9 protein-coding genes are annotated in these 12,094 nt (G+C 72.0%); 7 read left to right on the top strand and 2 right to left on the bottom strand.

Annotated features, from left to right (window positions below; all coding sequences use genetic code 11):
* The first annotated feature begins 120 nt into the window (after window positions 1-120).
* From ABZ449_RS30790 to ABZ449_RS30800, 3 genes are all read left to right on the top strand, one after another.
* Window positions 121-843, top strand: coding sequence for an HAD family phosphatase (locus ABZ449_RS30790; RefSeq protein ID WP_360352721.1), 723 nt, complete (start codon window positions 121-123; stop codon window positions 841-843).
* A complete protein-coding gene (locus ABZ449_RS30795) occupies window positions 836-2,014 on the top strand; it encodes an MFS transporter (protein ID WP_360352723.1) in 1,179 nt (392 codons plus the stop codon). The genes ABZ449_RS30790 and ABZ449_RS30795 overlap by 8 nt, the downstream gene beginning before the upstream one ends.
* 71 nt (window positions 2,015-2,085) lie before the next feature.
* Complete coding sequence (locus ABZ449_RS30800; protein WP_360352725.1) at window positions 2,086-2,763, top strand: hypothetical protein; 678 nt, start codon at window positions 2,086-2,088, stop codon at window positions 2,761-2,763.
* On the opposite strand, the gene ABZ449_RS30805 is transcribed toward ABZ449_RS30800, so the two are convergent.
* On the bottom strand, window positions 2,733-4,061 hold the full coding sequence (locus tag ABZ449_RS30805; RefSeq protein ID WP_360352727.1) for a DUF2252 domain-containing protein: 1,329 nt from the start codon (window positions 4,059-4,061) through the stop codon (window positions 2,733-2,735). The genes ABZ449_RS30800 and ABZ449_RS30805 overlap by 31 nt on opposite strands.
* 194 nt (window positions 4,062-4,255) lie before the next feature.
* On the opposite strand from ABZ449_RS30805, the gene dnaE reads away from it, so the two are divergent.
* Window positions 4,256-7,789: a DNA polymerase III subunit alpha gene (gene dnaE, locus ABZ449_RS30810; RefSeq protein ID WP_360352729.1), complete on the top strand. Its 3,534-nt coding sequence runs from the start codon at window positions 4,256-4,258 to the stop codon at window positions 7,787-7,789.
* 162 nt (window positions 7,790-7,951) lie between these two features.
* Here the strand turns inward: dnaE and ABZ449_RS30815 are convergent, their stop codons facing one another.
* Window positions 7,952-8,839, bottom strand: a complete 888-nt coding sequence (locus ABZ449_RS30815; protein WP_360352731.1) for a LysR family transcriptional regulator — start codon at window positions 8,837-8,839, stop codon at window positions 7,952-7,954.
* A gap of 63 nt (window positions 8,840-8,902) precedes the next feature.
* Between ABZ449_RS30815 and ABZ449_RS30820 the strand changes: the two genes are divergently transcribed.
* From ABZ449_RS30820 to ABZ449_RS30830, 3 genes are all read left to right on the top strand, one after another.
* Window positions 8,903-9,832 (top strand): dihydrodipicolinate synthase family protein, encoded by a 930-nt coding sequence (locus tag ABZ449_RS30820; protein WP_360352733.1) that lies wholly within the window; start codon window positions 8,903-8,905, stop codon window positions 9,830-9,832.
* A gap of 114 nt (window positions 9,833-9,946) precedes the next feature.
* Window positions 9,947-10,993: an aspartate-semialdehyde dehydrogenase gene (locus ABZ449_RS30825; protein ID WP_360352735.1), complete on the top strand. Its 1,047-nt coding sequence runs from the start codon at window positions 9,947-9,949 to the stop codon at window positions 10,991-10,993.
* Between the two features lie 348 nt (window positions 10,994-11,341).
* Window positions 11,342-12,094, top strand: a 753-nt coding sequence (locus tag ABZ449_RS30830; RefSeq protein WP_360352737.1) for an NYN domain-containing protein, incomplete at its 3' end; no start/stop codon positions are given.

Below are 12,094 nucleotides of genomic sequence, written 5' to 3' on the forward strand. Positions count from 1 at the left end.
GCCGGGCCGTCCGGGGCCATCGGGCCGGGCCGACGGATGAGGTCTAGTCCAGTTGACCATTCGGCTCAATAGTTGAACTATCGTCAGATCGTATGCCGTAAGCGCCGAGTGAGGAGACCGATGCAGCCGCAGGCAGCCGGAACGCGGTACGAGGTCGAGGCCGTCGTCTTCGACATGGACGGGGTCCTGATCGACTCGCGGCCCGTGATCGAGGAGGCGTGGCGGACGGTCGCCCGGCGTCACGGCCGGGTGCTGGCCGACCCGGAGATCGAGGAGTACGTCCACGGGCGGACCGGCGACCAGACCGTGCGGCTGATCTTCCCGCACCACTCGGACGCCGACCGGAAGGCGATCTGGGCCGAGGTGGACACCGTCGAGGAGGAGGCCCCGTACCGGGCCGTCCCCGGCGCCGACGGGCTCGCCACCCGGCTCCGGCAGGCCGGCGTGCCCGTCGGGCTGGCCACCAGCAGCTGGACCCGGAAGATCGACAACGCCCTGGGCGGGCTCGGCCTGCTCGACGTCTTCCGGGTGCGGGTCACCCGGGACGACGTCGAGCGGGGCAAGCCGCACCCCGACCCGTACCTGTCCGCCTGCCGCGGGCTCGGGATCCGGCCGCAGCGCACGCTGGTCTTCGAGGACTCCGTCAGCGGCGTCCGCTCGGCGGTCACGGCGGGCGCGGTGTGCGTCGGGATCGGCGGGCGGGCCCTGGTGGAGGCCGGTGCGGTCGTCGCCGTGCCGGACTTCACGGCGCTGGCGGTGGACGGGGTCGCGGGGACGATCACACTGACCGACCCGGACGGGCTGGTCACCGTGGCGCTCACGGTCGGCCCCGACGGTGGCTGAGGCGGTGCCGGTCGCGGCGGGGGCGGAGGCGGCGGCGGGGCCGACCGCGCCGGTGATGGCCAGGTCGGCGGCGGTCTCGGCGTTCGGCGTGTTCCTGGTCCTCGGCGTGCTCACCGCCTCGCTCGGTGCCTCGCTCCCCTTCCTGCGGGAGCGGTTCGGCGCCGAGCACGAGGTCGGGCGGGTGGTCTCCGCGTACAACCTCGGCGCGCTCGCGGCGACCGTCTGCATCGGGCTGCTCGGGCGGCGGCTGAACGTCCGGGCGGCGCCGCCCGTCCTGCTCGCCGTCTTCGCGGCGGGCGCGGCCGGGATGGCGGCGAGCCCCGGCTGGGCCGCCTACCTCGGCTGCGCGGCGGTCACCGGCATCGGTTACGGCGGATTGGCGCTCACCCTCAACACGGCGTTCGCGCGCGGGTTCGCGGGCAACAGCGTGGTGATGGTCAACCGGCTCAACGCCGTCTTCGGGATCGGCGCGATGCTGGGCCCGCTGGCCGCCGGGGCCGTCGGGCACGCGGACATCCGCCTGTTGGCGCTGGCGGCGGCGGTGTGCGCGCTGCCGTGCTTCCTGGTCGGACGGGCGGGGGCGGTGCTCGACGTCCCCGAGGCCGGGTCGGGGCCGCAGGGCGGTCCAGGCGTGCGGGTCGGGCTGGGGCTGCTGCCGTTCCTGCTGGTGGGCCTGGTGTACGCGGGCATGGAGACCAGCATCGGCACCTGGCAGTCGACCCAGCTGGTGCGCGACGGCTGGAGCACCGAGGCGGCGACCGCGGCGGCCTCGGGGTTCTGGGCCGGGATGGCGCTCGGGCGCCTGGTCGTCCCGCAGCTGACCAGGCGCCTGCCGGGCCGCACCACCCTGCCGGCGTACCTGGCGGCAGCCCTCGCGGCGTTGCTGCTGGCCGCCGTGCCGCACCTCGCCGTGGTGGCCTACCCGCTGGCCGGGCTGGCGATGGCGCCGGTGCTGCCGACCCTGATCGCGTGGGTCTCCGGAGTCGCGGAGGTCCCGCAGCAGGCGACCTCCGTGCTGACGCTCTGCTGCATGCTGGGCAACGCCGTGGTGCCGGCCGTGGTGGGGGCGCTCGGCGGGTCGGGCGGGGCGGTGGTGATCCCGCTGGTGCTGGCCGCGGCCTGCCTGCTCTGCCTCGGGCTCGCGGTGTGGCTGCGGGCCGTCCGGCGGTAGGGGCGGTTGCGCGCGGAGAGGACACCCCCGCCCGACGAGGACGCCTGACGGGTTGCGGCACGATTGATCCCGTGACGCAGAGGAGATACGAGTACGCCCCGGCCGGAAGCCTGCCCGGCTTGTTGCAGCGCGGCCGAGGCCTGGGCGCGCGGATGGCGGCGGAGGATCCGTCCTCGGCCACCGGCCTCGTCCTCGGATGCATCCGCTGGGACTGGCGCTGGGACGCACAGGTCGACCACCGGCACCTGTATCTGACGCGCCTGGTCAGAGACCTTGATCTTGAGGGAACGATCCTTCCCCGGGACGGCGAACGTGCCTGTGACAACGACGTGACGACGGCCACTCGCCCGCTGCCCGACCTGCTGGATGCTCTGGAGCAGCACTGGGTGGACCAGGCCTGGTGCGGACCGGCCGCCCTCGCCCGGCAGCTGGCCGAGTACGGCCCCGAGGCAGCCGCCGCCGCCTCCCTGTTGCGCCGGTTCTGGCTCCACACCCCGCACTCGTACGAGCGGGCCGCGTACCTGGAGGCGCTGGCGGAGGTGGCGCCGACGGGCCTGGGCGAGATCCACGTCGAGTGCCTGTGGGACTGCGAGCCGAACTCACGCCTGCTCGGCATCGAGCACGCCCCGGACCGTCCGGAGGTGAGGCAGCGCCTCGCCTACCTCCGGGACGATCCGATGGAGGAGCCGGCGGTCAGGGCCGCCGCCCGTGAGCGGGGTCAGAGGCCCGGGATGCGGCCGTTGCGGTAGAGGTCCACGAAGAGCTGGTGGTCCGCGCGGGCCTGGGCGCCGTACGCGTGGGCGAACTCGACGAGCATCGCGGTGAACCCGGCCGAGTCCCGGCTGATGGCCTCGTGGATCGCGTGCTCGGTCGAGAACGGCACCAGCGTGTGCCCGCTGGACGACTCGTCCGCGGCCGCGTGCATGGTCGCCGTCGCCCGGCCCAGGTACTCCGTCACGGCCAGCAGGTCGGAGGGCTCGTTGAGGTCCGTCCAGTCCAGGTCCGTCGCGTACGGCGACACCTCGGCGACCAGTTGTCCCCGCCCGCGCAGTTCCGTGTACCCCAGCCACGGGTCGCTGTGCGCCTGGAGCGCCCGCTGGGAGATCACCGTGCGGTGCCCCTCGTGCTCGAAGTAGCCGGCGATCGCCGGATCGGTGACGTGCCGCGCCACCGCAGGCGTCTGCCCCTGCTTCATGTAGATGATCACGTCGTTCTCCAGGGCGTCCGTGTGCCCCTCCAGCAGCAGGTTGTACGAGGGCAGCCCCGCGGAGCCGATGCCGATGCCCCGCCGCCCGACGACGTCCTTGACCTTCAGCGATTCCGGCCGCGTCCGGGAGGCCGGCGGCAGGGTGTCCAGGTACGCCTCGAACGCGGTCAGCACCTCGGCCTTGGTCGGCTCGTCGAGCTCGATCGCGCCGCCGCCCAGGCGGAAGCGGCGGTCGTAGCCCTCGACCACGGTGTCCCCGTCGAGGAGCCCGACCCGGGTCTGCAGGCGGGCCTGCCGCAGCGTCTCCAGCACCGGACCGCTCGCCGTCTCCAGGGTGTACGGCGCGGTGTCGGCGGAGTCCACGTGCGCCACGATCCGCTGCCGGTAGGCCTCGGCGAAGGCCGTGACCAGCTGGGTGATCGTCTCGTCGGACAGCGCCTTGGCGTAGCCGATCAGTGCCAGCGAGGCGGCCAGGCGCTGGACGTCCCAGGTGAAGGCCCCGACGTAGGCCTCGTCGAAGTCGTTGACGTTGAAGACCAGCCGCCCCTCGGCGTTCAGGTACGTGCCGAAGTTCTCCGCGTGCAGGTCGCCGTGGATCCACACCCGGCTGGTGCGCTCGTCCAGGAACGGCGCGCCGAAGGCGGCGTACGGGCCCGACACCAGGTCGGCGTAGTAGAGCGCGGCGGTGCCCCGGTAGAAGGCGAAGGCGGAGGCGGCCATCTTCCGGAACTTCACCCGGAAGGCCGCCGGGTCCTGGGCGAGGAGGTCGCCGAAGGCCGTCTCGAAGACGCCGAGCACGGCCTCGGCACGGTCGGGTGCGGCGGGCTGCGGGTGTGACATGAGCGTTCCTTCGAAGGCGGGGCGGGTGAACGGAGAGCGGTGGCTCCGGAGGCTAGAGTAGGAGCGTGAACGTGTGAGTGGTGGTCCGGGCCCCGAGAGGTGCTCCGGGCCACATCCATTTCCAGGGGCATCCCCTGTGACCTGCACGTTCGCCGGCCCACCAGACCAGCACCAGAGCCTCCGGAGGCCCCGCCTTGAGCGACCAGCCGTTCGCGCATCTGCACGTCCACACCGAGTACTCGATGCTGGACGGTGCCGCCCGGCTGAAGCAGATGTTCAAGGAGGTCGAGCGCCTCGGCCAGACCCACGTGGCCATGACCGACCACGGCAACATGTACGGCGCCGCCGAGTTCCACCGGCAGGCCACCGACGCCGGGATCACCCCCGTGATCGGCATCGAGGCGTACGTCGCCCCGGAGTCCCGCTCCAACACCAAGCGCATCCTGTGGGGCCAGCCGCACCAGAAGCGGGACGACGTCTCCGCGTCCGGCGCGTACACCCACAAGACCATCTGGGCCCGCAACAAGGAGGGCCTGCACAACCTCTTCAAGCTGACCTCGCGCTCCTACGCCGAGGGCTGGCTGGTGAAGTGGCCCCGGATGGACAAGGAGCTGATCTCCGAGCTGTCCGGCGGCCTGATGGCCACCACCGGCTGCCCCTCCGGCGAGCTGCAGACCCGGCTGCGCCTCGGCCAGTTCGACGAGGCCCTGAGGTCCGCCGCCGAGTACCAGGAGATCTTCGGCAAGGAGAACTACTTCCTGGAGCTGATGGACCACGGCCTCGACATCGAGAAGCGGGTCCGCGACGGGCTGATCGAGATCGGGAAGAAGCTCGGCATCCCCCCGGTCGTCACCAACGACTCGCACTACACCACCGAGGCCGACGCCGGCGCCCACGACCTGCTGCTCTGCGTGCAGACCGGCAAGAACCTCTCCGACCCGGACCGCTTCCGCTTCGACGGCACCGGCTACTACATCAAGTCGGCCGCCGAGATGTACGCGCTGGACCAGTCGGACGCCTGGCAGGAGGGCTGCCGCAACAGCCAGCTGCTGGTGGCCGAGCGGGTCGACACCGAGGGCATGTTCAAGTTCAAGAACCTGATGCCCCGCTTCCCCATCCCGGAGGGCTTCGAGTCCGAGGCGGACTTCTTCAAGTCCAAGGTCTGGGAGGGCATGGACTGGCGCTTCCCGGGCGGGTACGACGAGGAGCACAAGAAGCTCGCCGAGTACGAGATGGACACCATCATCCAGATGGGGTTCCCGGCGTACTTCCTCGTGGTCGCGGACTTCATCATGTGGGCCAAGAGCCAGGGCATCGCGGTGGGCCCCGGCCGTGGTTCGGCGGCCGGCTCGCTGGTCGCGTACGCGATGGGCATCACCGACCTCGACCCCATCCCGCACGGCCTGATCTTCGAGCGCTTCCTCAACCCCGAGCGCATCTCCATGCCCGATGTCGACATCGACTTCGACGAGCGCCGGCGCGGTGACGTGATCCGCTACGTGACCGAGAAGTGGGGATCCGACAAGGTCGCCATGATCGTCACGTACGGCACCATCAAGGCGAAGGCCGCCATCAAGGACTCCTCGCGCGTCCTCGGCTACCCGTACGCGATGGGCGACCGGATCACCAAGGCGATGCCGCCGGACGTCATGGGCAAGGGCATCCCGCTCTCCGGCATCACCGACTCCTCGCACCCGCGCTACAGCGAGGCCGGCGAGATCCGCGGGCTGTACGAGACCGACCCGGACGTCCGGAAGGTCATCGACACCGCGCGCGGCATCGAGGGCCTGATCCGCCAGCCCGGTGTGCACGCCGCCGGCGTCATCATGTCCGCCGAGCCGCTGACCGACCACATCCCGGTCTGGACCCGGCACACCGACGGCGTCACCATCACGCAGTTCGACTACCCGACTTGTGAGGGCCTCGGCCTCCTCAAGATGGACTTCCTCGGCCTGCGCAACCTGACGATCATGGACGACGCCGTCAAGGCGATCGAGAAGAACAAGGGCATCAAGATCAACCTGCTTGATCTGCCCCTGGACGACAAGCCGACCTACGAACTCCTCGCCCGCGGTGACACGCTCGGCGTCTTCCAGCTCGACGGCGGGCCGATGCGCTCGCTGCTGCGCCTGATGAAGCCCGACAACTTCGAGGACATCTCCGCCGTCCTGGCGCTGTACCGCCCGGGCCCGATGGGCGTCAACTCCCACACCAACTACGCGCTGCGCAAGAACGGCCAGCAGGAGATCACCCCGATCCACCCGGAGCTGGAGAAGCCCCTGGAGGAGGTGCTCCGGCCGACGTACGGCCTGATCGTCTACCAGGAGCAGGTGCAGAAGGCCGCGCAGATCCTGGCCGGCTACTCGCTCGGTCAGGCGGACCTGCTGCGCCGTGCGATGGGCAAGAAGAAGAAGGAGATCCTGGAGGCGGAGTTCGTCCCCTTCCAGAAGGGCTGCCGCGAGCGCGGCTACTCCGACGCGGCCATCCAGGCCGTGTGGGACGTCCTCGTCCCCTTCTCCGGCTACGCGTTCAACAAGGCGCACACCGCCGGGTACGGGCTGGTCTCGTACTGGACGGCCTACCTCAAGGCCAACTTCCCGGCCGAGTACATGTCCGGCCTGCTCACCTCCGTCAAGGACGACAAGGACAAGTCCGCGGTCTACCTCAACGAGTGCCGCAAGATGGGCATCCAGGTGCTGCCGCCGGACGTCAACGAGTCGGACTCGGACTTCACCCCGCACGGTGACACCCTGGTCCGCTTCGGCCTGACCGCCATCCGCAACGTCGGCGGGCCGGTGGTCGACTCGATGATCCGGACCCGGAAGGCGAAGGGGAAGTTCGCGTCCTTCCCCGACTTCCTGGACAAGGTGGAGTCGGTGGTCTGCAACAAGCGGACCGTCGAATCGCTGATCAAGGCCGGTGCCTTCGACTCGCTCGGCCACACCCGCAAGGGCCTGAGCGCGCAGTTCGAGCCGATGATCGACAACGTCGTCGGCGTGAAGCGCAAGGAGGCCGAGGGACAGTTCGACCTGTTCGGCGGCGACGCCACCACGGACGAGCCGAGCTTCGGCCTGGACGTCGTCTTCTCCGAGGAGGAGTGGGAGAAGTCCTTCCTGCTCACCCAGGAGCGGGAGATGCTCGGCCTGTACGTGTCCTCGCACCCGCTGCACGGCATCGAGCACGTGCTCGCCGACAAGGCGGACTGCGCGGTCGCGGACCTCGCGGAGCGGCCGGACGGGACGATCGTCACCATCGGCGGCATCATCTCGGGCCTCCAGCGGAAGATGACCAAGCAGGGCAACGCCTGGGCCATCGCGACCGTCGAGGACCTGGCGGGCTCGATCGACTGCATGTTCTTCCCGGCCAGCTACCAGCTGGTGTCCTCGCAACTGGTCGAGGACGCCGTCGTCTTCGTGCGCGGCAAGCTGGACAAGCGGGAGGACGTGCCGCGGCTGATGGGGATGGAGCTGTCCGTCCCCGACCTGTCGAACGCGCACGCCGAGGCGCCGATCGTCATCAACATCCCGAGCGGGAAGGTCACTCCGCCGCTGGTCGCCCGGCTCGGCGAGGTGCTGGGCAGCCACCGCGGCACCACCGAGGTGCGGGTGCGGCTGGAGAGCCGCAACAAGACCACGGTGCTGCGGCTGGACCGGCACCGGGTGAAGTCGGACCCGGCGTTGTTCGGGGACCTGAAGCAGCTGCTCGGGCCGAGCTGCCTGGCGGGATAGGGCGCGGTTCGAGGGCGCGCGGGGGACCGCGGGCCGGCGGGTGAGAGGTGCCCGGCTGGTCGCGCGGTTCCCCGCGCGCCCGTCGGGACGCGGGGCGAGGAGACGCGGGGGAAGCCATGAGCCTCAGGTGCCGGTGCCCGGGCCCGGGGGAAGCCATGAGCCTCAGGTGCCGGTGCCCAGGCCCGGGGGGACGGCCGTGTGCAGGGCGGAGACGAAGGCGGAGATGGCCGGGTGGGAGCCGGCGCCGGCGCGGAAGGCGGCGCGGGTGCGGCGGTACATCGGCAGGCGGGTGAGGACGACGCCGGGCGGGCACCCGGTCGTGCCCAGCTGGGGGACCAGGGCGACGCCCTGACCGGCCGCCACCAGGGCCAGCACGGTGGTGAAGTCGTCGATCTGGTGCCGGATGCGGGGCGCGAAGCCCGCCGCCTCGCAGGCGCGGACGGCCATGGTGTGGCAGAGCGTGTCGGGCGGGGACATGATCCACGGCGCGCCGCGCTGTTCGGCGACGGTGCCAGGGGTGCGGGCGGCCAGGTACATGGGCTCGGTGAAGACCGGGCGGGTCACCGCGAGGCCGGGCTCCGGGTCGGTCGGGACGAGGTCGTACTCGTGCACCAGCGCCACGTCCAGCTCGCCCGCCCGCAGTGCCGCGCCGACGGCCGCCGGGTCCACCTCGGTGACCATCGGCTCCAGCCCCGGGTGCCAGCCGGCCAGCTCGGCGAGCACCCCCGGGATGATCGCCCGGGCCGCCGACGGGTAGGTGCCGATCCGCAGCGGTCCGGCCAACCCCCGCTTGGTGTGGGCGAGTTCGGCCCCGGCCTGCTCCAGCAGGGCGAGCACCGCCTCGGCGTGCCGGACGAGGTTCCGCCCGGCCGGGGTGAGGGTGACCCGCCGCCCGGTGCGCTCCAGCAGCGGGACGCCCGCCTCCTTCTCCAGGACGGACAGCTGCTGGGACACCGCCGAAGGGCTGAAGGAGAGCGCCTCGGCGACGGCCGCGATGGTGCCGAGGTGGGCGAGTTCGCGCAGCAGGCGCAGGCGTCGGACGTCCAGCATCGGTCCAGAGTAGGGCCTGTTGGGGCCGGAGCATCGGCTCAGCTTACGAGAAGCGTCGGAAATGTGAACTGGACCTGGGCGATCGGCGGCCGCAGGATCGTGGACATGGAACTCAAGGGCATCCACGTCCCCCTGATCACCCCCTTCGCCGCCGACGGCTCCGTCGCCCTCGACGCGTTGGAGAAGCTCGCGCACGAGGTCCTGGACGCCGGGGCGGCCGGACTGGTCGCGCTCGGGACCACCGGCGAGCCGGCCGCGCTGACCGCCGGGGAGCGGGACGCGGTGGTGGACGTCGCCGCGGCCGCCTGCGCCGCGCGCGGGGCGCAGCTGACCGTCGGCGCCTCCGGCGGCGACACCCGGACCGTCGGCGAGGCGCTGGCCGCGCTCGGCGCGCGGGTGCCGCAGGCGGCGGCCCTGGTCACCACGCCGTCCTTCGTCCGGGCCGGCGAGGCCGGGACGGTCGCGCACTTCCGGGCGCTGGCCGCGAGCAGCCCGCTGCCGCTGGTCGTCTACCACATCCCGTACCGCACCGGGCAGCAGCTCTCCACCGCCGCGCTGCGCGAACTCGCCGCGATCGAGGGCGTGGTGGGCGTCAAGTACGCGACCGGAGGGCTGGACCAGACGGCGGCCGAGCTGCTCGCCGACACCCCCGGGGGCTTCGCCTTCCTCACCGGCGAGGACGCGTACCTCTCGCCGATGCTGGCGCTGGGTGCGGCCGGCGGCATCCTCGCCTCCGCGCACCTGGCGACCGCCCGGTTCGTCGAGCTGGCCGAGGCCTGGCAGGCCGGGGACGTGACGTGGGCGCGGGCGCTCGGGCACCGGCTGACCGGGCTGGCGCTGTCCGCCTTCACGGCGCCGAACCCGTCGGTGACCAAGGGCGTGCTGCACGCCCAGGGCCGCATCCCGACCCCGGACGTGCGACTGCCGCTGCTGCCGGCCGGGGAGGCGGAGGTCCGGGCCGCACTGGCCCTCGCCAGTGGTCTGGACCAGTAGGGGCCGTCCGGTCGGCCTCTCACACCGTGGAACACCAGGCCGCCCCACCCGCGTGACAAGGCATGATGGGCAGAGTGCGGTTGTGAAAAGCACCATGCAGAGGAGTAGTCGGAGATGAAGATCGGCATTGTCGGTGCCACCGGCCAGGTCGGCGGCGTGGTCCGCGAGATCCTGGCGGAGCGCGCCGGACTTCCCGGTGGAATCGGCCCGGTGGAGCAGCTGCGGCTGTTCGCCTCGGCCCGTTCGGCCGGGCGCACGCTGCCCTGGCAGGGCACCGAGGTCACCGTCGAGGACGCGGCCACGGCCGACTACACCGGCCTGGACATCGTGATCTTCTCGGCCGGCGGCTCGACCTCCAAGGCCCTGGCCCCCAAGGTCGCCGCGGCCGGTGCCGTCGTGATCGACAACTCCTCCGCCTGGCGCCGCGACCCCGAGGTCCCGTTGGTCGTCTCCGAGGTCAACCCGGAGGCCGTCGCGGACCGCCCCAAGGGCATCATCGCCAACCCGAACTGCACCACCATGGCCGCCATGCCCGTGCTGCGCCCGCTGCACGAGGAGGCCGGCCTGGCCGCGCTCGTCGTCTCCACCTACCAGGCCGTCTCCGGCAGCGGTGTGGCCGGCGTCGCCGAGCTCCAGGACCAGGCCGCCAAGGTCGTGGACGGCGCCGCCGCGCTCGCCCACGACGGCCGGGCCGTCGAGTTCCCGGAGCCCAAGGTCTACCAGCGGCCGATCGCCTTCAACGTGGTGCCGCTGGCCGGCTCCGTCGTGGACGACGGCTCCAACGAGACCGACGAGGAGCAGAAGCTCCGCCACGAGAGCCGCAAGATCCTCGGCATCCCGGAGCTGAAGGTCTCCGGCACCTGCGTGCGCGTCCCGGTCTTCTCCGGCCACTCGCTGCAGATCAACGCCCGCTTCGAGCGCCCGATCAGCCCCGAGCGCGCCGTCGAGCTGCTCGGCGGCGCCCCCGGCGTCGAGCTGTCCGACATCCCCACCCCGCTCCAGGCCGCCGGCCGGGACCCGAGCTACGTCGGCCGCATCCGGGTGGACGAGACGGTGGACAACGGCCTGTCGCTGTTCGTCTCGAACGACAACCTGCGCAAGGGCGCCGCGCTGAACGCCGTCCAGCTGGCCGAGCTGGTCGCCGCCGAGCTCAAGGGCTGACCCTTTCCGGTCGCGCGCCTTCGGCCGTGCTCAAGGGGCGAACCCCCGGGCCGGACCGTCGGGCCGGACCGTCGGCGTCCACCGGTCGGACCACCGCCGCGTGACCTCGGGCGGGCCTCGTCGTTGTACGGGGCCCGCCTTCGCTTTCGCTCGCTCCGTGCTGGGCAGGCTGTTGCGGTACCGGGACAACCGGCGAGGTTCGGCAGGCGAACCGCGGGTAAAAGGTGACCCAACGATCGGGCGACGACGGGGGCCCCTCACCTCGGCACGCCCGGACGGCGGGAGGACCGCCCATTCCCGAATCGACCCACCCGACTGATTCCGAGGGCGAGCGAGAAGAGGTGCGCGATGGACCGCTGTGTCGTCCTGGTGGACGCCGGATATCTGCTGGGCGCCGCCGCCAGCCTGCTCGCGGGGGATCCGTCCCGGTCCAAGGTCACGGTGGACCACACGGCCCTGATCGCCGCGCTGCGCGAGCTCGCCGAGGCCGAGACCGGCCTGCCGCTGCTGCGGATCTACTGGTTCGACGCCGCGCCCGACCGGCGCCCGATGCCCGAGCACCGGCGGCTGCGGGTGCTGCCCCGGGTCACCGTGCGGCTCGGCGCGCTCACCCGGGCCGAGGGGCGCTGGGTGCAGAAGGGCGTGGACGCCGCGATGCACGCCGAACTCTCCGAACTCGCCCGCAACCGGGCCTGCGCCGACGTCGTGCTGATCACCGGCGACGGGGACCTGCTGCCCGGCATGATGACCGCCAAGGAACACGGGGTGGCCGTCCACCTGTGGGCCCTGCAGGCCGCCGACGGCGACTTCAACCAGTCCGAGGACCTGGTCGGCGAGGCGGACGAGCGGAGGGTGCTGGACCGCGAGTGGATCGAGGGGTCCTTCTCGCTGCGGGAGCACTCCAGCATGTTCCCGGCCCCGGGGGCCCGGCAGGAGATCGCCAAGATCCTCGCCGCCCCGCCGGCCGCACCGCCCGCCGTACTGCCCACCGTGGTGCCGCCGGTGGCCGAGCACTTCGAGGTCGTCCCGTCGGGCGGCATCGAGGGCGTCGCGGTGACCGTGAACGTGGTCGAGGAGCTCGGCTCGGACGGCTTCGTCTAC

It is taken from the genome of Kitasatospora sp. NPDC005856 (assembly GCF_040629945.1).
In the GTDB taxonomy this organism is placed as follows: Bacteria; Actinomycetota; Actinomycetes; order Streptomycetales; family Streptomycetaceae; genus Kitasatospora.

Bases quoted from the DNA above. Each gene is read 5' to 3' on its own strand.
- ABZ449_RS30790 (WP_360352721.1), top strand. From the start codon at position 121: ATGCAGCCGCAGGCAGCCGGAACGCGGTACGAGGTCGAGGCCGTCGTC.
- ABZ449_RS30805 (WP_360352727.1), bottom strand. From the start codon at position 4,061: ATGTCACACCCGCAGCCCGCCGCACCCGACCGTGCCGAGGCCGTGCTC.
- ABZ449_RS30815 (WP_360352731.1), bottom strand. From the start codon at position 8,839: ATGCTGGACGTCCGACGCCTGCGCCTGCTGCGCGAACTCGCCCACCTC.
- ABZ449_RS30825 (WP_360352735.1), top strand. From the start codon at position 9,947: ATGAAGATCGGCATTGTCGGTGCCACCGGCCAGGTCGGCGGCGTGGTC.